Genomic DNA, 20,514 nt, shown 5'->3' with positions numbered 1-20,514 from the left:
CGGGAATCGCTGCCTGTTGCGGCGATGGGGAGCGGCTCAGCTCCAGCCGCCGCCATAGGTACGATAGAAGACGTGCAGGCCGATGCGGCCGACCTTCTTCATCGTGCGCGCCCAGTCCGGGTGGACATAGACCGCATGATAATGGGTGGCGGAACCGACTTCCGGCAGCCAGATCTTGCCGGCGGTCACGGCCATCGCCACCTCACGGGCCATCGTCCAATGATATTCGGAGCGAATACGGTCCTTGATATTGTCGCAGGCAAAGGAGAACTGGCAGCGGTTGCGCCAGTCCTCGTTCTGGTAGACGACGTCGCAGATCGTCTTCGGATAGGCCGGATTGCGCACCCGGTTGAGGATGACCTGCGCGACGGCGGCCTGGCCGCGGGCGGATTCGCCGCGCGACTCGAAATAGATACCGGATGAGAGGCATTGCTGCTGCTTGGCCGAGAAGGAATCGGGCGGCAGCGGGGTTGCGGCCCAGGCATGGTCATCGGCACCGATCGGCGGGATGAACCGGCCGGGCTTTTTCTTGTCAGTCAGAATGGCGTCGAACGGTGACTGTTTGGCGAAATCGGGTTCCGCCGGCGCATAGGCGGCGGCCAGCACGTCAGCATTCGGATTGTTGATGAGGCTGGCGATCATCGGCATGAGCTCGTCTTCTGCCCGCCTCGGTTCATCCTTGCGGAAATAGAAGGACGCGAGCTCTACCGGAGCGTCATTCTTGCCGGCCTTCAAGAAGGCTGTCATCGCATCTTTCTCTTCGATGGGCGAAGTGAGCGCACTCGAACGCTGCAGCACGGAGCCGGCCGAAAAGGCCCTAGGCGGCTGCATGGGCTCGACGCTGACGATGCGGCCCTTCTTGGCGGCACGGTTGACGCGGTCTTCATCCGGGCGCGGATCGGAGGACTGCTTTTCGTCAACAAGAGCTATCTTGCGGCCATCGGGAAGTTCAAGGCCGGCATTGCCGGAGACGGCATTCTTGACGCCGGGAAAAGCGAGTGAGGCCTGATGGATGGAGCCCGCCGGCGAATCGGTCAGCACCATGCGCCATTGTTCGGCGCCATCGAAACCGGTCAGAAGATCGGCGAGATCGCCGTGAGCCGGGGCGGACGGAAAGATCAGCCAGCAGGCAAGGCCGAAGACGGCCGGGGAAGTCCATCCACTCAGTCCGGATGAGGACCTGCGACGCAAAACGCTCTTCGAACGCAAAACCTTAAACTCCACAGGGCAACAAGAACCCGATGAAGATCAATCATTAACCTTGATGAGCGGTTAACGCCGGCAGCCGAAAAGCCCGGTACCCGGCCTGAATTAGCACATTCACATCAATGTCAGCGAAGGGCACGCCAAATGCCGCGCCTCAGATGATCACATGCGAGCCGAGTTCGACGACGCGGTTGGCGGGCAGATGGAAATAGTCGGACGGGTCGGTCGCGGTATTGGCCATGGCGATGAACAACCGGTCCTGCCACATGGGCATGCCGGAAGCGGCATCCGGCACCAGCTTGCGGCGGCCGAGATAGAAGGAGGTCGACATGATGTCGAACTTGAAGCCGGTCTTGCGCAGATAGGCAAGCGCCTGCGAGACATTATGGGACTGCATGAAGCCGAAGCGCAGTTCGATCAGCGTGAAGCGGTCCGACAGCTTTTCGATCTTGAACCGCTCTTCGAGCGAAACACGCGGCTTGTTGACCGTGATGATCGTGAGCACCACGTTCTTTTCATGCAGGACGTGGTTGTGCTTGATGTTGTGCAGCAGCGCCGCGGGCGCGGTTTCCGGGTCGCTGGTCAGGAAGATCGCGATGCCGGGCACGGAGACCGGCGCATGATCGCTCTTCTTCTCGACCATCGGAATGAAGGTCTCGAGCGGCACGTCGATGCGACGGGTCTTTTCGAACAGAATCGCGGTGCCGCGCTTCCAGGTCCACATGACGATCGTGAAGATGATCGCCATCATCACCGGCACCCAGCCGCCGTCGTGGATCTTCAACAGGTTGGCGCCGAGGAAGACCAGTTCCAGGGCAAGAAGCGGGGCCAGAATACAGATCGCGAAGGTCTGCGGCCATTTCCACTTTATCCGGACGAACTCGAACGCCATCAGGGTGGTGACGACCATGGCGCCGGTCACGGAGATACCGTAGGCGGTGGCGAGCGAATCCGAGCTTTCGAAACCCAGAACCAGCGCGATGACACCGACCAGAAGCAGGGTGTTGACCGACGGCAGGAAGATCTGCCCTGTATTGGTCTCGGAGGTAAACTGGATCTGCATGCGTGGCAGGTAACCGAGATGGATACCCTGGCGCACCAGCGAAAAGGCGCCGGTGATCACCGCCTGGCTGGCGATGATGGTTGCGGCGGTCGCCAGAATGACGACCGGCAGCAGCGCCCATTGCGGGAACATCAGGTAGAACGGGTCGGACATCGCCTCCGGATGCTTCAGCACCAGAGCGCCCTGCCCCAGGTAGTTCAAGGTCAGCGCCGGGAAGACAAGCGTGAACCAGGCCCACTGGATCGGCCGGCGGCCGAAATGGCCAAGATCGGCATAAAGCGCTTCGGCGCCCGTCACCGTCAGGAAGACGGCGCCGAGAACGACGATGCCGACGAAGTTCTCGTTGAGCATGAATTCGACCGCATATATCGGATTGAAAGCCGCCAGAATGCTGTAGTCATCCGAAATATGGGCGATGCCGCCGGCACCGATGACGATGAACCAGACGGCGGTGATCGGCCCGAAGAAACGGGAGACCAGACCTGTCCCCTTCGACTGGATGGCGAAAAGCCCGATCAGGATGCCGACCGAGATCGGCAGCACGGCACGGCTCATCGACGGTGCCACCAGCTTCAGGCCTTCGACCGCCGACAGAACCGACAGCGCCGGGGTGATCATCGCGTCGCCGAGGAAGAGTGCTGCGCCGATCAGGCCGAGCAGCATCAGCAGCGCCCTGTGACCGTTGGCGGACTTGGTCAGAAGTGCCAGCAGCGAAAGCGTGCCGCCTTCGCCGTCGTTGTCGGCGCGCAGCAGGAAGAGCACGTATTTGAACGTGACGATGATCGTCAGCGTCCAGATCATCAGCGAGATGAGGCCGATGACCTCAAGCTCGGTAACGCCGTCTTGGGCAATCGGCTTCAGAGCTTCGCGAAAGGCATAAAGCGGGCTCGTGCCGATGTCGCCGTAGACGACGCCGACGGAGCCGAGTGCGAGCGCAAAAAGGCCCTGGACCTTGGTTTTCTCGGCAGCGTGATGTTCAGCGGGGTGACCCATGGGATATCCGGCCTAAAGCCAGCCTTTCCAGCGAAAGAAGAAAAAGGGGATGATGGCGGACATGAGCATCGCAAGGATCGCGAGCGGATATCCGAGATGCCAGTCGAGTTCCGGCATGAAATGAAAGTTCATGCCGTAGATGGAGGCAACGAGTGTCGGCGGCAAGAACACGACCGACGCGATGGAGAATATCTTGATGATGGAGTTCTGCTCGACATTGATGAGGCCGAGCGAGGCATCCAGCAGAAAGGCGATGTTGCCGGCGATATAAGAGGCATGTTCCGAAAGCGAATCGACATCCCGCGCCACCGTGCGACAGAGGTTGTCGTCGCTCTTGTCCTGGCTGATCAATGGCACGTTCATCAGGAAGGTCAATAGCCTGGCAAGCGAGCCGAGGCTGTCGCGCACCTTGCTGATCAGCCGATGGTATTCGGCGATGTCGGCAAGCTTACGCTCCAGGAATTGCGGCGGCCGGCGCTTGCCGCGGTCGCGGAAGATATCCGTCGACAGTGCATCGACGCGATCGACGGTCTGCTCGAGAATTTCCGCGGTGCGATCGGCAATGGTTTCGAGAAGTTTTGCCAAAAGCGTGGCACCATCGCGCCCGGCCTCCGGGAGGCGGCTGAGGCCGGCGATGAACAGCTGGAAGCTTTTCGGCTCGGCATAACGCACGGTGATCAGCCGGTTGCCGGACAGGATGAAGGCGATGTCGGTGAGCTGCGGATCCTTGCCGTCGGCGCGCCAGACGAGCGACGCGGTCATGAACACGGAATCCTTCTCGATATAAAGGCGGCTCGAGGGTTCGATGTCCTTCAGGTCGTCGCGGGTCGGAACCTGAATTCCGAGGAGACTTTCGACATAGGCGTCTTCCTGCGGTGTCGGTTCGATCAGATCGATCCAGACGATATCGTCGGCAAGCTGTCGCAACGCCTCGGCCGGTGCAAGCGTCTTCATCGAGCCAGTGGCGCTATAGGCATTGATCAATCGTGGTCTCCGGCCGAAGTTCGTCGGCCTTGAACGAGAAGCGGGCTTGCCGGTTCCCTGGTTCCGGGACCGCCAGCCGGCCCCCGGCGGGACGGGCCTATAGAGACAGCCGCCGTCAAAATCAAGAGCCGTACAAATCCCGCAGTGGGCGCCGCAACATGACTCTCCGGCCGAATATGTTCAAGGGGCCTTCAGTAACAAGACGATTCGCGGCCTACATCAAAGCCTTGACCGGAAATACCCACGAAAGTGCCTCCCCACCAGCGGCAGGGAGGTATTCCAAAATGCCGCGGCATATTTATTCGAAAACGATTGCCGGCGCCTGTCGGGGGGTGAGGCCGCCGAGTTCGGCCCAGACCCTGGCGGCGATCTCCCGGTAGATCTTGGCCGAGGCGCCTTGCGGATCGGAGGCCACGACCGGAGTGCCGGCGTCGGAGCGTTCCCGGATGTCGATCGTCAGCGGAACCTCGCCAAGGAATGGCACGCCGATCCGCTCTGCCTCGGCCCTGGCCCCGCCGTGACCGAAGATGTCGTAACGCTTGCCGGTATCGGGAGCGAGGAAATAACTCATGTTCTCGACGATGCCGAGCAGCGGCACCTCGACCTTGCGGAACATGGCGATGCCCTTGCGTGCGTCGAGGAGCGCCAGATCCTGCGGCGTCGAAACGATCACCGCGCCGGCCAGCGGCACCTGCTGGGCCATGGTGAGCTGCACGTCGCCGGTGCCCGGCGGCATGTCGACGACGAGCACGTCGAGGTCGCCCCAGGCGACTTCGCGCAGCATCTGCAGCAGCGCCGACTGGACCATTGGCCCTCGCCAGATCATCGCCGTCTCCTCGTCGACGAGGAAGCCCATCGACATGGCCTTCAACCCGTAATTCTCCATCGGCTTGATGATGCGGTTTTCGATCTGCTGCGGCCGACCGGTGATCTTCAGGAGGCGCGGCACGGAAGGACCATAGATATCGGCATCGAGAATGCCGACGCGCAGGCCATTCGCCTGAAGCCCGAGCGCGAGATTGACCGCCGTCGTCGACTTGCCGACGCCGCCCTTGCCGGATGCCACGGCGATGATGGCGCCGACGCCCGGCACGCCGGGCTTTTCCCGCTGCGGCGGCTGGCCCGGCTGCTGGCCCTGGGGCGGATGGGAATGCCCGTGGTCATGGCCGTGACCGGAATGCGAATGGGCTGCCGGAGCGGCGGGTTGTGGACGCGGCGGCGGGGCCGAGCCGGCCTTGCGGTCCGCCGTCAACGTCACCAGGGCGCCCTTTACGCCCGGCATCGCCTTGACCGTGCGCTCGGCCGCCATGCGCAGCGGTTCCAGCTCATTCGCCCGCGCCGCCGGCACGGTGATCGAGAAATAAACCTTGCTGTCAGAGATAAAGACGTCCGAGACCATGCCGCGCGAGACGATATCGCCTTCGAGGTCCGGTCCGCGCACTTTCGCAAGAACCGCCAGAACTTCCTCTTTCGTCACTTCAGCCATGATGTCAAAACTCCCGAATGCCTATACGGTCCCCTCCCTCAAGACGGGATGCCGCGTTCGCAGATATATAGGAGTTGGGCATTGCCGGGAGCAAGCAAGATAAACCGCCGTTCGATCGGCAGCCATGTGGCGCACTGATCGAACGGCAGCCTTTCTTGTCACGCCTCTTGGGGCGCTTGCAGTCCCCTCTGGACCTGGCGCTACAGAAGCACGAAACATGCCAGACGGGAAGATACTTCCTATTGATGAGCTTTTTCAGCCACTTCCGGCAAAAACGCCTGCTGCGTCGCAATATTCCTTGGCGGAAGCCGTGTTCGGCGCCGATCACGGCTTGAGCAGCGATGAAATTTTGTGCATCGCAGCATCCGTTTTAGTTATTTGATCAAACCGATTCTCAGCGCCTTGGCGACCGCCTGGGTGCGGTTGACCGTGTCGAGCTTCTTTGCCGCGCGATTGAGGTAATGATTGACCGTATGTTCCGACAGGCCGAGAATTTCGGCGATCTCGGCGCTTGTCTTGCCGGCAGCGGTCCAGTTGAGGCAGTCGATCTCGCGGTCAGTCAGCGTATCGGTCGGGCGCACATCGAGGTTGCGGATTTCCGCCAGCCGCTCGAAGACATGGATGGAGATATACATCAGCTCCATCATCTGCTGGTGCGTGAATGTCAGGCCGTCGCCTGCGAAGGAAACGGCGCCACGGCTGCCGGACATGTCATGGACCGGAAAATAAGCCCCCCGAACGACACCGAATTTTCCAAAAATGCCTCGGATGGCCGGTCCTTGGCGCTCGGGTGGCACCGTGTCCAGATCGAAGGTGAACGGGATGGTCGAGGTGCGCAGCCGCCGGAGTACGGGGCTCGTCTGCATCATGCCTTCCCGATCGAAAAGGGACATCAGTTCCGCCGGCCAGTTGGTGATCACCGTATTGTTGGACAGTTCGAGCGACGTGGCGTGGGGCAGGTTGAGAACCATGAACGTGCGGCAACCGTAGTGTTCCGCCATCCGCTTCATGAACCGGAAGACGTCGAACTGGGTCTTGAGATCGGCGATTTCTTCGACGTTTCCGTCAAAGACCCGAGGGACTTCTGCTTTCTCGGTATTGGCCATCACTTGCTTCTCTGCTCGCCCGGTGGCGTCGAACGATCCCTGGTATTTCCCATACATCCGCCCAATCGGCCTTTCGTATTCGCAGTTCCCGTCTCTGACGCTTGGAACACAAGAGGCTCTCCGGATTTGCCCGGACATATCCCGCTGAACGTGTCCGCGTGGCGGAGGACTGCCATTTCAAATTTCAATTTGCTGCTGAATTCGTAGCTATTATTAATTCCGGATAATGATGACATACGTCCTCAACTTCGGATAATGATGACATCTGCTCGCATTTGCAAACCCTTGCATGCCTCCAGATGCTTGTCAGGAGATATTTATTGGGGATCAAATCACTTATGCGGGGCGTTTGCCGACTCTCTCGCGTCGATGATACTAATTGATCACCTCGGCATGCAATTGGAGATTTCACTTGGTGACCACATACACTTTCGAAGGCCGTGTCCTTTCCTCCTCCCTCTGCGAACTTGGAGAAGGCCCGTCCTTCGAATCGGAGACGGAAACGCTCTGGTGGTTCGACATTCTCGGCAAGGGACTGCATGAATTGCATCTGCCGACCGGGCGGGAGATCGTTCATGCATTGCCGGTGATGGGCAGCGCGCTTGCGTCGATCGATGCCGCCCGACAGCTGATCGCGAGCGACAAGGGGCTTTTCATCCGCGACCGCGCCACTGGCGAGCTTTCTCCCTATCGCGAACTGGAGCCGGAAAAGCCGGGCAACCGCTCGAACGACGGAAGGGTGCACCCTTCCGGCAGCTTCTGGATCGGAACGATGGGCCGGAAGGGCGAGGACGGCGTCGGCGCGATCTACCATGTCCGACAGGGCGAGGTGACGAAACTCGTCGACCACATCAGCATTCCCAATTCGATCTGTTTTTCGCCTGACGGTGCGATCGGTTATTATGCCGATACCCGCGCCAACCGGCTGATGCGGATCTCCCTCGACCCCGCGACAGGCCTGCCAAATGGCAAGGCCGAAGTCCTGGTCGACGAGAACGGCAAGCCGGGCGGCATCGACGGCTCGATCTGCGCCAGCGACGGAACCCTCTGGAACGCCCGATGGGGCCAGGGGGCCTTGGATCATTATTCGGCCGACGGCCGGCATCTGTCGCGTTACCTGGTGCCGGCGCGGCGCACCACCTGCCCGGTCTTCATCGGCAAGGATCGGCTGGCCGTGACGTCCGCCTGGGAGGGGCTGGACGAGGCTGCCCGCGCCGCGGACCCCCTCGCCGGCTCGCTCTTCGAGATCGCGGTCTCGATCGAATGCGATCCGGAGCCCGTCTATCGCCTATAAAGAATGCAGAGGGCATACCAAACTAGCAAAACGCAAAAAAGTTCCCGCTCAATCGCCTAAAATTTCGGCAATCTTGCCCGGAACTAATCGCCTTTCATAACATTTTCCTCTCGAACTGGCGCGGCGGAGAACTCCGCAACCCAGCGCCGTGTGTTCGAAGAGATAAATTGAGCAGAGGAAGGTAGGTTCGTTATGAAGAAGACCCTCAGCATGATGGCAGCCGCAGTTCTTTTGGCGTCCACCGCCATTGCACCGGCGCTTGCGCAGACCCAGCCTCCGCCGCCGGCCTCCCCGGCTCCGGCAGCTCCTGCCGCTCCGACGGCTCCGGCTGCAAAACCGGCTGGCAGCGCCGCAACGCCAGCTCCGAAGACTGGCACCGACACGGCGAGCGCGTCCGGCGGCTATCTGACCGAACAGGCCGAAAACCAGATCAGCGCCAACGACTATATCGGCAAGTCGGTCTATAACGCACAAAACAAGAGCATCGGCGACGTCAACGACCTCATTCTCGAAGAAAACGGCGGCATCGTTGCAGCTGTGATCGGCGTCGGCGGCTTCCTCGGCATCGGCGAAAAGGAAGTCGGGCTGCCGATGAACAAGATCACCATGACGCGTGATGTGAACAACAACAACGAGATGCGCCTGACCACGACGGAAACGGCAGAAGCTCTTCAGGCTGCTCCGGAATTCAAGACCCTGGCAGACAAGCAGGCGGAAACCGACCGGACGACCACGTCCTCCACCGGCACCTCGATGCCTGCAGGCGGCGCCACCAACCCGTCGACGACCCCGGCTGCCCCGAGCAAGTAACCGCTCGGTCGGTTAAGGGTCCGGAACGGGTGACACGTCGTCACCACGAAACGGGGCGGTACCGCAGGTGCCGCCCTTCTTTGCAGACGCAGATCGCGAAAGCCAAATCTCGGGGGTTAAGCCCGTTCGATGGTCATAAAATCGCGGTAGTGTTCCTGGAGATAGCGCAGGGTGGCGGCGCTGTCGGCGGGTCTGCCGTAATAGTAGCCCTGCCCCATCGCGCAGCCGAGTTCGTTGAGCTTGTCCGCGTCGGCCTTTTCCTCGATGCCTTCCGCTACCACGGCCAGGTTAAGGCCGTCACACATGGCGATGATCGCCTTGACGATATGTTCCGACGCCCGATCGGTGGTGATGCGCGAGACGAACGCGCGGTCGATCTTCACCTTGTCGAAGGTGAAGTCCCGCAGCCGCCCGAGGCTCGACTGGCCCGTGCCGAAATCGTCGAGCGAGATACGTACGCCCTGCTGGCGCAGGTCGGTGATGATGCGCTGCGCCGTATCGGCGGATGTCATCACCGCTGTTTCGGTAATCTCCAACTCCAGACGATAGGGATCAAGCCCGACGCGTGCGAGCGTCGCGAGGATGGTCTCGGTCGTGCCGGGGTCCATCAGCTGTGCTGAAGAGAGATTGAACGAGAGGAAAAGTTCTCGCGGCCAGGAGAGTGCGGCCTCCGCTGCCTTGCGCAGTAACGTTTCAGAAAGTGCGTCAATAAAACCGCGCTCTTCGGCAAGGGGCACAAAAACCGCAGGTGAGACGAAGCCGAGATCGGCGTCGATCCAGCGGGCGAGCGCCTCGAAACCGACCACACCGCCATCGCTGATGCGCACGATCGGCTGGAAGTGGACGTCCACGGCATCGGCAATGATGGCGTTGCGAAGCGCCTGCTCCAGCTGTGTCGCCCGCTTCATTTCCTGGGCGATCTCGCGGGAATAGACAGTGATCTGCCCGCGGCCGCGGCGTTTGGAGCGGTAAAGCGCGGTTTCGGCGCTTTTCAGCAGTTCCTCGAAATCCTCGCCGGCAAAGGGATAAATCGCAAAGCCGAAGGAGGCCGAAAGGCGAACGTTGCGGTCGCCGAGATCGTAAGGCGCGGACAGGACGTCCTTGATCATCTGGCCGATGCGCTCAGCGCCGATGCGCTCGAAGACCAGAGGCAGGATGAAGGCGAACTCGTCGCCATCATGGCGGGTCACGGTCGCGCCGTCCGGAATGCAGGCTTTCAGCCGATGGGCGACCTGGCAGAGGATCTCGTCGCCCGCTTCGGCGCCGAACAGATCGTTGATCGGCTTGAAACCGTCGAGATTGGCAATGCAGATGGTAAAGGGTGCGGGATCCTGGGCTCGCTCGGCGGCCAGCAGGCGCACCTTGTCGCGCAAACGATATCTATTTCCCAGCCCCGTCAGGGCGTCGCTGTAGGCCATAGCCTGAAGTTCATTCTGGCTGACCTGCGGCAATGGGTTTCCCGCCGACTTCATGAATTATCCCGTTGCGCTTCACAGACCGGCGAAGGATGCGGGAAAAAGATTAAAAAATGATGGCCCGGGCTTAACTTACATGAACGGATTGATTAATCGGTTAAGCATACGAATGCTTTGCGGGTATGCCGAGATACGTCTGGAAGACAGCTTCCAGCGCCTCGGGGCTGATCGGTTTGAGGATCACCTCGTTCATTCCCGAGGCGAAACACTGGTCGCGGTCACGTTCGAAGGCCTGGGGGAGGACGCCGATGATCGGAATGGAGTTGTCGATCGTCTCCAGATTGCGGATGCGCACGCTCGCGTCGAAGCCGCTGAGCTTTGGAAGGGTGATGTCCATCAGGATCAGCCGCGGCGACCGCTCCTGCCAGAGCTTGACCGCTTCTTCGCCATCGGCTGCGATCGCATAACGATAACCCAGGCCCTCGAGTATCTGCGAAAAGACGATCTGGTTCACTCCGTTGTCTTCGGCGACCAGGACGTCGATGGCTGCGTTTTCGCCGGCTCGCGAGGCAATCTGCCAGTCCTCTTCGCGCCCGGCTTCAGTTACGGCAGGCTGGCTGAACTGGCGAGCGACGCCGGCGGCCAGATCCCGCTTCACCCGGACACCGTTGATCGCCAAGGCGGGAATGCGGTGTCGCTGGACGATTTCGAGGCAAGCCTTGTCCGCCAGCGTGTCGACGACGACGAGATCGATCGCGATGCTGGCTTCCTTCGCCAGCTGCAGGAAGAGTTCCAGTTCCTCACCGTCTGAAACCGAAGAGGTATCGAACCCCAAGTCATCGAGAATTTCCAGCGCCTCGGCGCTCGTCCTCGGGTCGGAGGACGCGACCAGGACCTTGCGGTGGGAGAGAGCGGGCCTTTCGGGCTCAACCGCGGCCTGCACCGGCCGGTCACGTTCATGCCGGGTCAGCGAGGTGGCGATCAATCCGCCCCGGCTCATGCGCGGCGTGATCTGCCCGTCCTCGGTTGCGACCAGCCCGGTAATGTCTTCCATGGCGGTGACCAGGTAATAACGGCCGGGTTTTCCGATACGGTATTTATTGGCGATGATGACGACCTGCGAACCGTCCGGCCGCGTTACCAGTTCGGACATCTGCTGGGGCTCGCCGAGATCGAGAACCCCGCGATTGACGCGGTCGAGGCGTTGTTCCACCTGCGGCGGATGGATATCGGACCCCTTGCGACCGAGAATCGCTTCGGGCGGCAGGTCGAGGAAACTTGCGGCCATCTTGTTGACGGCGACGAAGGTCAGGTTGCTGTCCTTGACGGTGACCGGAAACGGCAGGTTGTCGAGCACCTCTTCGGTGATCTGTACCCGCTCCATGTCGGCGCGCCACTGTTCCTCGCGCTTCTTATGATCCGAGATATCCCTGACGACGCAGACGCCGTAACCGGACGACAGGCGGCGCTTGGTAAAGCTCACCCAGCGGTCGGTGCCGCGGCGCTCCTGCGACTCGGCCCGTTCCTTCCAGAGAGTGGCGATCTGTTCGGCAACCCAGTCCTCGCGGCTCAGCATTCGGCGCGGACCGGAAGCGTCGGTCAAGAAGCGTCCGCCGCCATCATAGACGGCCCCGAGGAAATCCCGAAGGCGTGTGCCGGGCGTCAGAAAGCTCTTCGGAACCGGCAGGAGGGTCAGCAATTGCTGGCTCGCAAAGACGATCAGGTCATTCTTGTCATAGACAAATACGCCGCCCGAAATGCCCTCGGAAATCACTTCGAGCATGACAGCTTGAATGTTTGCGTCCGCCGACGCCAAATCATTCATAGGATGAAACTCCCCGTATGCTTTTTCGGACCGAATGAAAAATCGGACCGTAATGCCGATATTCGCCTCTCGGCGTTATTCCTTCTAGTTTTCGTCTTGTCGGCGTGGGAACATGCTGGCTCCAAGTCCTCAACGGGTAATCGGGGCTCGCATGACGGTGCCCAGCTGGCCGCCATCCCGGTCACTCGCGGGAAGCTGGCGCCTCCCCGGTTTCATCCAAGTTTAATACGGAACAAATTATCGCCTTTATCTTAAAGCCGGATTAATGAACGGCCGTGCATCAACCTTAAAGTTCATTTCAATCGGTTAGGAAAGGCGTGATCCGGGCTTTCCTTCCGGCGCCGAATCCGGGAAAATGGCGCATGTCCGTCAAACAGCTACCCGAGACCCTGATCAACCAGATCGCTGCCGGCGAGGTCATCGAAAGGCCTGCCAGCGCCGCCAAAGAACTGATCGAAAACGCCATCGATGCCGGCGCGACCCGCATCGAGATCGCCACCGCCGGCGGCGGCAAGAGCCTGATCCGCATTACCGACAACGGTTCCGGCATGGACGCGGCCGATCTCGATCTTGCGGTGCGGCGGCACTGCACCTCGAAGATTTCCGAGACGCTCGACGACATTCGCACGCTCGGCTTCCGCGGCGAGGCCCTGCCCTCGATCGGTTCGGTGGCGAAGCTCACCATTACCAGCCGCCGCAACGGTCATTCTGAAGGATCACAGGTGGCAGTGATCGGCGGCAAGATGTCCGGCGTAAAGCCGGCGCCCGCCAATACCGGCACGGTGGTCGAGGTGCGCGACATCTTCTTCGCGACGCCGGCGCGGCTGAAATTTTTAAAAACCGAAAAGGCCGAGGCCGGCGCGATCACCGAAGTGGTCAAGCGCATGGCGATCGCCTTCCCGCATATCCGCTTCGTGCTGTCGGGCTCAGACCGCACGACGCTGGAATTCCCGGCGACCGGCGACGACCATCTTTCCCGCATGGCGCAGATCCTCGGCGCCGATTTCCGCGACAACGCGATCGAGATCGATGCGATGCGGGAAGATGTCGGACTTTCCGGTTTCGTCGGCGTGCCGACCTTCCATCGTGGGAACTCGGCGCATCAATATGCCTTCGTCAACGGGCGGCCGGTGCAGGACAAGCTGATCCTGTCGGCCCTGCGCGGCGCCTATGCGGAAAGCGTGCCCTCCGGCCGTTATCCGGTGGCGGTCCTGTCGATCAGGATCGATCCGGCGCTGGTGGACGTCAACGTGCATCCGGCGAAGTCGGACGTGCGCTTTCGCGATCCCGGCCTGGTGCGAGGCCTCATCGTCGGGGCGATCCGCGAGGCGCTGCATCGCGAGGGCGACCGGGCGGCGACGACCGGTACGTCGGGCATGATGCGCGCCTTCCGCCCCGGCTTCCAGCCGGCTCATGTCGCCCCGCGCACCCCTTGGGCGGCTGCGGCCTCGCCGTTCAGGCCGCTCTATCCACAACCGGCCAACGACTTTGCCGAACAGGCGCAATCCGGCTTCGACGTGCTGACCATGCCGGCCGCGCGTGCCGATACGGTGATCGCGGAAGCCGCTCCAAGGACCGCTGCCGAAGACGCGCCGCGCTATCGCCTGGGGGCCGCCCGCGCGCAGGTCCACGAAAACTATATCGTGGCGCAGACCGAAGACGGGCTGGTCATCGTCGACCAGCATGCCGCCCATGAACGGCTGGTGTTCGAGGCGATGCGCAAGGCGCTCGATAACAAGCGGCTGGCGAGCCAGGTCCTCCTGATCCCGGAGATCATCGACCTGCCGGAAGAGGATTGCGACCGGCTGATGGCGAACGCGACGGAACTCGACCGGCTGGGCCTGGCGATCGAACGTTTCGGTCCCGGCGCTGTCGCGGTGCGCGAGACGCCCGCCATGCTCGGCGAAGTCGATGCGGCCTCGATGGTCCGCGATCTTGCCGACGAGATCGCCGAATGGAACACCGCCGGGGGCCTGCGCGGCAAGCTCGAATATGTCGCCGCCACCATGGCCTGCCACGGCTCGGTGCGTTCCGGCCGACGGCTGAGGCCGGAGGAGATGAACGCGCTTTTGCGGGAGATGGAAGCGACGCCCGGCTCCGGCACCTGTAACCACGGACGTCCGACCTATATCGAACTCAAGCTTTCCGACATCGAGCGGCTCTTCGGCCGAAGCTGAAAAAGCTGGCAATTCAGCGACAATCGGGATAGAGCAGGCGCCATGTTTTTCCGCAGGAGACGACAGATGAACCGGTTCGAGGGAAGCGGATTCCGCGAAGCGAAGATCCGCTATCTCGACGGCGACTACCAGATCCTGACCGCTGGCTCCTATGTGATATGCGCCATGACCGGCGCGCAGATCCCGATCGACGAGTTGCGTTACTGGAGCGTCGCGCGGCAGGAGCCCTATGTCGATTGCGCCTCCTCGCTGGAAGCCGACAAACGCGCCGGCATGCTGCCGAACCAGAGCCGCGGCTAGGCTTTCACCGCATTTCCTTCCCGGATGCGCCGCTCTCGGAAATTGGCGATCGCCGTATCGATGATCTTGCCCGGCGCCTGTGGATCGTCGAACGCCATGTCCACCTCGACGACACTTACCTTTTTCGCCAGTTGCTCCATGCGTCCGTGATGGCCCTGCAGCCGCACCGCATCCTTGGCTGTGGTGACGAGCGTCAGATTGTCTTTCGCGGCATCGTCCAGCAGGTCCGAGATTTCGTCCTCGCTGAAATAATGGTGGTCCGGGAAGGCGCGTTTTTCCACGACCAATCCGCCGACTTCTCTGACGGTGCGGTAGAACTTTTCCGGATCGGCGATGCCGGCGAAGGCGAACAGCGACTTGCCGGCGATCTCGCGATTTTCGCGCGGCTTCAGCGCCGCGACATAGACCTGCTTGCCGGCGCGAGCCGCCTGGCGCACCAGCTTGTCGGCAGCCTCGCCGTTGCCGACCTTGAGAATGGCCGAGAGCTGGCGCATCTGTTCGGATATCGGCGCCCTCACCGGCCCGCCCGGCACCAGATGGCCGTTGCCGATGCCGCGCACCGTGTCGATGACGACGAGGGCGAAATCCAGCGCCAGGCGGGCGCTCTGAAAACCATCGTCCATGATGATCAGGTCGGCGCCCTCGGCGACCAGTCGATGAGCGCCCTCGACGCGGGTGCGGGAAATCACCGTCAGCGTCTCGCGGCAGAGCAGCAGCGCCTCGTCGCCCACCGCCTCGGCCCGGTGGTGTTCGGGATCGACCACGGTCGTGACGTCAAGCGAACCGCCGTAACCGCGGCTGAGGAAACCGGGCTTCAGGCCCTTTTCTTTTGCCGCTCGGGCAAGGGTGATGGCGGTCGGGGTCTTGCCGGCGCCGCCGACCGTAAAATTGCCGACACAGATAACCGGCACGGGAATGCTGGCGCGCTTGGCTTTGGCCATGCGCCGGCCGGCGATCCGGCCATAAAGAAAAGAAACGGGGGCAAGGCCCCAGGCACGCCAATCCGCTTTCGTCCACCAGAATGGCGGTGCTTCCGATACCATACCCAAACTCCGGCTGATCCATCCTGAAACAGCCCGCGAACAAAATGGCACTTTTTGAAAAAAGGCAAGTCCTTGAAACCAAAGCCCGCTTCAGGCGTGAAGCTTTTCCGGCAGAAGGTCCATGAGCGCGGTGATGTCGGCAAGGCAGATATCCGCCGAGGCCGACAGCGTCTCGCGGGAGCCGGTGCCGGTCAGCACCGCGACCTTCAGGCCGACGCCAGCGCTCGCGCCCATATGCATGTCGTGATTGTTGTCGCCGACCATGGCCACCTCGGCGGGATCGAGCCCGGTGGCGCGGCAGAAGCCGAGCACCATGCCGGGCCCCGGCTTCACGCCATGACCGCTGTCGTAGCCGGCGATGAAATCCACATGATCGAAGATGCCGAAGCGGATGGCGGTCTGGCGGATCGCCTGTTCGTTGTCGCTGGAGGCGATGCCGAGCTTGAAGCCCCGCGCCTTGAGCTTGCCAAACAGTGCCGCCAGATCGGTGACGGCCACGGAAAATTCAGCCGAACGGATGAAAAGGTCGTCGAGCAGCCGGGTGAGTTCGGCAACGTCAATCGGCGAGCCGGCGGCGACGAAGCCGGCAGCGATCTCGGCGGCGTTGCCGGCGGCCAGCAGGCTGTCCGGGCGGGTGTGGCCGGAAACCGGGTCCATGCCGCCGGAAAACAGAAGCTGCGGTTCGAGTTCGGTATCACCGGCGGAAGCGATGCGGGCCGCCTCGCGGTTCACCGGTCCCCAGCTCTCGTTATAGAGCAACAACGTGCCGTCCTTATCGAACAGGATGCCGGCGATATGTGCGAGCTTTTCCGCGGTCATCGAACGGCGGCGGCTTTCGGCTGCAGCCTGGCGCTGACCGTCAGCGGATTGACATAGGGCTCCAGCGCTTTGATCGTCTTCGACAGCGCCCCGCGCATCTCCTCCATCGCGTCATGGCCGGAATCGATCATCTTGACGCGGGCGAGGTCGTTGATCATCAGGTAATGGACGGCCTTTGCCAGCATCTCGACATCCTTGACGATGCGGGCAGCACCCTTGCGCACCAGATGCTGATAGGCGTCGCGGAAATTCTGGACGTGCGGGCCGGAAAGCACGGCGCAGCCAAGCATGGCCGGCTCCAGCGGGTTCTGCCCGCCTTCGTTGGTCAGCGACCTGCCGACGAAGGCGATTTCGGTCAAGCGCAGGTAAAGTCCCATTTCGCCGATGGAGTCGCCGAGAAACACGTCGGTCTCCGGCGTCACCACGTCGTTGCGCGAGCGGCGCGCCACCGTGAGGCCCGCTTCCTTCAGCATCTCCTCGACCGCGTCAGCGCGATCCGGGTGGCGCGGCACGAGAATGGTCAGCTGGCCGTTTTTCGGCTTCAGCGCCTTGTGCACGGTCGCCGCCGCCTTTTCCTCTCCGTCGAAGGTCGAGATCGCCGCCCAGGTCCGGCGGTTGCCGATTTGCTTGCGATAACTTGCAAGCAGCGCCTCGTCGCAGGGCGGCGGGTCGGTGTCGCTCTTCAGGTTGCCGGATGTGATGACAGGCCAGGCGCCGAGATCGCGGAAGCGTTCAGCATCCAGATCCGACTGGGCGATGACCAGCGCCATCCTGCCGAAAATGGCCTCGGCGATCGAGCTGCGGTTGCGCCAGCGATCGAAGGACCGGTCGGAGATGCGGGCATTGACGCGGATCTGCGGAATGCGGCGGCGGGCGAGTTCGGCGATCGTCGTCGGCCAGATCTCCGACTCCGCCGTGATGCAGGCGTCAGGCTTCCAATAGGCGATGAAGCGCTTGATCGGGAATTTCAGGTCGAGCGGCACATATTGATGGATCACCTCGTCGGCCAGCCGTGACCGGACGAGATTTGCCGACGTCACGGTGCCCGTCGTCAGAAGGATATGGACTTCGCGGCGCCGCAGCTCGCGGATCATCGGCATGATGGCGATGGTTTCCCCGACGCTTGCCGCGTGCACCCAGATCAGCGGCCCGCGGGGCCTGGCAAGGCTTGCATAACCGAGCCGTTCCAGCTTGCGGGTCCTGTCTTCCTTGCCCTTCATCGCCCGATAGGCAAGGTAAGGTCCGACTAACGGATAAAGCGTAATACCGGCCGCCCGGTAGCCAGCGAGAGCGAGGCGCGCAGAAATCTTGCTCACCGTGTTTGCCCCCGATGCGTGATGGCCGCCATCAATGTGATAGACCCTCCGATTGCTCATCCGTAGCCCAGTTTTTTGTGTTTTACAAATGCGTCAAAAAAGGGTCCCCGGGATCGATACCAGGCGAGGGACCAGCATTGCGAGCACATTGTAAAACGCGAGGCTTATCTCAAGCCGACTTAGTATCAGGATCGAGCAGGCGGTGCATATGGACGATGAAATAACGCATATGAGCGTTGTCGACCGTCTGCTGCGCCTTGCCCCGCCAGGCGACGAGCGCGCTTGCGTAATCGGGATAGATGCCGACGATATCAAGCGCCGAAAGATCCTTGAATTGAAGACCTTCCAAGCTCTGCAATTCGCCGCCGAAGACCAGATGCAGAAGTTGTTTCTTTTCGCCCGTTTCCGTCATTGTCCGTATCCGTCCGTTCCAGCTCCCCCGGCTCTTCCTGTGCTGCATTCCAAAGGAAAGGTCAACCCGGAGCAAGGCCGGCAAGCTGGGGCAAAAGGCTGCGGAGCGCATGTTCGGCGCCGGCAGCCAGCATTTCGTGGACAACACTCTCACGGTTATAGACGAGCCGGTTGCCGGCAAGATCGATGAGGCGCCCGCCTGCCCGTTCGAGGATAAGGTCGGCGGCGGCCAGATCCCAGTCGTGGGAGGCGCGCTTGACGACCGTGCCGTCGATGCTGCCGTCGGCGATCATGGCGAGCCTGTAGGCGAGCGACGGCACATGCCGCACCCGGCGGACTTCGTCGCGAAAATCCGGCTCGAATTTCTTGACGAGGTTTTCGTCGGCCGCGATAACCAGTTCGCCGTTGGCGCGCTCACCGGTGACGGTAATCGGCTGGCCGTTCTTCAGCGCCGGGCCATCCTTCACCGCACAGAATTCTTCGTCGAGCGCCGGCGCGACCAGGACGCCGGCGACCGGCTGGCCGCGATGCACGACGGCAACCGAGACGCACCAGGTCTTCTCGCCATTGATGAAGGCGCGGGTGCCGTCGATCGGATCGACGACGAAGAGGGTTTCGCAGCTAAGCCGGGCGACATCGTCGTCGGTCTCCTCGGAGAGCCAGCCGTAGTTCGGCCGGGCCGCCAGGAGCAGGTTCAGCAGCCGGTCGTTGGCGGCAAAATCGGCGGCGCTGACCGGAGACCGGCCCTCGTTCTTCCACCAGACTTCCGGCGAGCGGCCGAAAAACCCGTGGGCGATCTCGCCGGCCTGGCGCGCCGCGTCGAGAATGAGTTCGAGGTCCTGGCCCCAGTCCTGCACTTCCGCCATCGGGATCAGCGTCCCGCCAGCGTCATGCCCTCGATGGCGATGGTCGGGGAGGCGACGCCGAACTTTCGGTCGATGTCGTTGGCCGGCGTCAGGCGCATGAACATGTCCTTGAGGTTGGAGGCGACCGTCACTTCCGAAACGGGATAGGCGAGTTCGCCATTCTCGATCCAGAAGCCGGTCGCGCCGCGCGAGTATTCGCCGGTGATCATGTTGACGCCCTGGCCGATCAGTTCGGTGATGTAGAAGCCGTTGCCGATCGACTTGATCAGGTCCTCGGGCGAGATGTCGCCGGGCTCCAGCGCCAGATTGGTGGAGGCGGGCGAGACCGCCGTGCCGCCGCGGACGCCGCGGCCGTTGGTGACAAGCCCGAGCTCGCGCGCCGTCGAGGTCGACAGGAACCAGTGGTTCAGGACACCGTCCTCGATCATCACCATGCGTTCACCAGACACCCCCTCGCCATCGAAAGGACGCGAAGAGGAGCCGCGGACGATCAGCGGATCGTCGGTGATGCTGAGCCCGGCTTTGAGCACCTGCTGGCCCATCTTGTCGCGCAGGAAGCTGGTCTTGCGGGCGACCGACGCGCCGTTGATGGCGCCGGCGATATGGCCGACGAAACCGCGGGCGATGCGCGGATCGAAGACGACGGTGACATTGCTGCCGGTATCGACCTGGCGGGGATTGACGCGCTTGACGGTGCGCTCGCCGGCGCGGCGGCCGATCAGCTTCGGATCGTCGAGATCGGCAGCATAAAGGCGGCTGTCGAAATCGTAGTCGCGCTCCATCTTGGTGCCCTCGCCGGCAATGACGCTGACGGAGCGGCCGAAACGGGAAGCCATATAGCTGCCGGAAAAGCCGTGGGAGGTGACGAGCACGAGGCCGCCCATGCCCGACGATGCGCCGGCGCCGGAGGAATTGGTGACGCCCTGAACGTCGAGCGCGGCCTGTTCCATTTCGAGCGATGCTTCACGGAGCGCGTCGGTCGAGATGTCGGTGGGATCGTAAAGCTCGAGGTCCGGATAGGATCTGGCGAGATCGGCTTCGTCCGCAAGGCAGGCGAAGGGATCTTCGGGAGACACCCTGGCCATGGCGACGGCGCGTTCGGCAAGCACCTTTATGTCGAAGCCGGGATTGGCCGAGACACTGGCGACCTGCCGGCCGACGAAGACGCGGAGCGAGAAATCGTCGCTCTCGGACGATTCCGTGCCCTCGACCTTGCCGAGGCGGACGCTGACGGAGCGGGAGCGGGAGCGAACCACGACCGCGTCCGCCTGATCCGCTCCCGCGGCCTTGGCTAGATCGATCAATTGGCTGGCGCGGGAAAGCAGGTCGGCGGAATCGATTTCAGAGGTCATGATTGCAAGCCTTTCATTCTCGTCCCATTTATTGTGCACTGTCAGAAG

The 20,514-nt window shown here is 62.1% G+C and carries 18 protein-coding genes; 5 read left to right on the top strand and 13 right to left on the bottom strand.

What is annotated here, in order from left to right; genetic code table 11:
* Positions 1 to 36: 36 nt before the first annotated feature.
* The 4 genes from ACZ9IU_RS04880 to apbC all read right to left on the bottom strand — a co-directional run bounded on the left by ACZ9IU_RS04880 (position 37) and on the right by apbC (position 5,732).
* A complete protein-coding gene (locus tag ACZ9IU_RS04880; RefSeq protein WP_038540353.1) occupies positions 37 to 1,191 on the bottom strand; it encodes a cell wall hydrolase in 1,155 nt (384 codons plus the stop codon).
* A gap of 169 nt (positions 1,192 to 1,360) precedes the next feature.
* Positions 1,361 to 3,262, bottom strand: coding sequence for a potassium transporter Kup (locus ACZ9IU_RS04875; protein ID WP_038540351.1), 1,902 nt, complete (start codon positions 3,260 to 3,262; stop codon positions 1,361 to 1,363).
* A 12-nt stretch (positions 3,263 to 3,274) separates the two neighbouring features.
* Entirely contained in the window at positions 3,275 to 4,246 is a 972-nt protein-coding gene (locus ACZ9IU_RS04870; protein ID WP_151041137.1) for a magnesium transporter CorA family protein, read from the bottom strand.
* Positions 4,247 to 4,544: 298 nt separating this feature from the next.
* Positions 4,545 to 5,732 carry an iron-sulfur cluster carrier protein ApbC gene (gene apbC, locus ACZ9IU_RS04865; RefSeq protein ID WP_038540348.1) on the bottom strand — a complete coding sequence of 396 codons (1,188 nt, stop codon included), beginning with the start codon at positions 5,730 to 5,732 and terminating at the stop codon, positions 4,545 to 4,547.
* A 217-nt stretch (positions 5,733 to 5,949) separates the two neighbouring features.
* Here apbC and ACZ9IU_RS04860 point away from each other — a divergent pair, with 217 nt between their 5' ends.
* Positions 5,950 to 6,114 carry a hypothetical protein gene (locus tag ACZ9IU_RS04860; protein WP_157885074.1) on the top strand — a complete coding sequence of 55 codons (165 nt, stop codon included), beginning with the start codon at positions 5,950 to 5,952 and terminating at the stop codon, positions 6,112 to 6,114.
* Here ACZ9IU_RS04860 and ACZ9IU_RS04855 read toward each other — a convergent pair.
* Positions 6,107 to 6,838, bottom strand: a complete 732-nt coding sequence (locus ACZ9IU_RS04855) for a helix-turn-helix transcriptional regulator (protein ID WP_051899651.1) — start codon at positions 6,836 to 6,838, stop codon at positions 6,107 to 6,109. The two genes, ACZ9IU_RS04860 and ACZ9IU_RS04855, sit on opposite strands and share 8 nt — an antisense overlap.
* A 412-nt stretch (positions 6,839 to 7,250) precedes the next feature.
* Here ACZ9IU_RS04855 and ACZ9IU_RS04850 point away from each other — a divergent pair, with 412 nt between their 5' ends.
* Together ACZ9IU_RS04850 and ACZ9IU_RS04845 are read left to right on the top strand one after the other, a co-directional pair.
* On the top strand, positions 7,251 to 8,132 hold the full coding sequence (locus tag ACZ9IU_RS04850; protein WP_038540342.1) for an SMP-30/gluconolactonase/LRE family protein: 882 nt from the start codon (positions 7,251 to 7,253) through the stop codon (positions 8,130 to 8,132).
* A gap of 192 nt (positions 8,133 to 8,324) precedes the next feature.
* Entirely contained in the window at positions 8,325 to 8,942 is a 618-nt protein-coding gene (locus ACZ9IU_RS04845; RefSeq protein WP_038540339.1) for a PRC-barrel domain-containing protein, read from the top strand.
* A gap of 116 nt (positions 8,943 to 9,058) precedes the next feature.
* On the opposite strand, the gene ACZ9IU_RS04840 is transcribed toward ACZ9IU_RS04845, so the two are convergent.
* Positions 9,059 to 10,414, bottom strand: coding sequence for a putative bifunctional diguanylate cyclase/phosphodiesterase (locus ACZ9IU_RS04840; RefSeq protein ID WP_038540336.1), 1,356 nt, complete (start codon positions 10,412 to 10,414; stop codon positions 9,059 to 9,061).
* A 100-nt stretch (positions 10,415 to 10,514) separates the two neighbouring features.
* Positions 10,515 to 12,182 (bottom strand): response regulator, encoded by a 1,668-nt coding sequence (locus tag ACZ9IU_RS04835; RefSeq protein WP_038540333.1) that lies wholly within the window; start codon positions 12,180 to 12,182, stop codon positions 10,515 to 10,517.
* A 362-nt stretch (positions 12,183 to 12,544) separates the two neighbouring features.
* On the opposite strand from ACZ9IU_RS04835, the gene mutL reads away from it, so the two are divergent.
* On the top strand, positions 12,545 to 14,359 hold the full coding sequence (gene mutL, locus ACZ9IU_RS04830) for a DNA mismatch repair endonuclease MutL (protein WP_038540330.1): 1,815 nt from the start codon (positions 12,545 to 12,547) through the stop codon (positions 14,357 to 14,359).
* A 66-nt stretch (positions 14,360 to 14,425) separates the two neighbouring features.
* Positions 14,426 to 14,659, top strand: a complete 234-nt coding sequence (locus tag ACZ9IU_RS04825; RefSeq protein WP_038540327.1) for a DUF2093 domain-containing protein — start codon at positions 14,426 to 14,428, stop codon at positions 14,657 to 14,659.
* On the opposite strand, the gene lpxK is transcribed toward ACZ9IU_RS04825, so the two are convergent.
* The 6 genes from lpxK to ACZ9IU_RS04795 all read right to left on the bottom strand — a co-directional run bounded on the left by lpxK (position 14,656) and on the right by ACZ9IU_RS04795 (position 20,466).
* Positions 14,656 to 15,702, bottom strand: a complete 1,047-nt coding sequence (lpxK, locus tag ACZ9IU_RS04820) for a tetraacyldisaccharide 4'-kinase (RefSeq protein WP_038540323.1) — start codon at positions 15,700 to 15,702, stop codon at positions 14,656 to 14,658. The genes ACZ9IU_RS04825 and lpxK overlap by 4 nt on opposite strands.
* Positions 15,703 to 15,792: 90 nt before the next feature.
* Entirely contained in the window at positions 15,793 to 16,521 is a 729-nt protein-coding gene (locus ACZ9IU_RS04815) for an HAD family hydrolase (RefSeq protein WP_038540320.1), read from the bottom strand.
* The gene (gene waaA, locus ACZ9IU_RS04810) at positions 16,518 to 17,837 is read right to left on the bottom strand and encodes a lipid IV(A) 3-deoxy-D-manno-octulosonic acid transferase (protein WP_038548783.1); all 1,320 of its coding nucleotides are present in this window, start codon (positions 17,835 to 17,837) and stop codon (positions 16,518 to 16,520) included. Before waaA ends, ACZ9IU_RS04815 begins: the two co-directional genes overlap by 4 nt.
* Before the next feature lie 169 nt (positions 17,838 to 18,006).
* Positions 18,007 to 18,249, bottom strand: coding sequence for a DUF4170 domain-containing protein (locus ACZ9IU_RS04805; RefSeq protein ID WP_007756862.1), 243 nt, complete (start codon positions 18,247 to 18,249; stop codon positions 18,007 to 18,009).
* Between the two features lie 61 nt (positions 18,250 to 18,310).
* Positions 18,311 to 19,114 carry a 3'(2'),5'-bisphosphate nucleotidase CysQ gene (locus ACZ9IU_RS04800; RefSeq protein ID WP_038540315.1) on the bottom strand — a complete coding sequence of 268 codons (804 nt, stop codon included), beginning with the start codon at positions 19,112 to 19,114 and terminating at the stop codon, positions 18,311 to 18,313.
* A gap of 5 nt (positions 19,115 to 19,119) precedes the next feature.
* Positions 19,120 to 20,466, bottom strand: a complete 1,347-nt coding sequence (locus ACZ9IU_RS04795) for a TldD/PmbA family protein (protein WP_038548780.1) — start codon at positions 20,464 to 20,466, stop codon at positions 19,120 to 19,122.
* Positions 20,467 to 20,514: the final 48 nt, after the last annotated feature.

The sequence above is a fragment of the Mesorhizobium sp. USDA 4132 genome, assembly GCF_056279545.1.
Note: the sequence above shows the minus strand (reverse complement) of the source record. Positions and strands in the feature narration are given on the sequence as shown.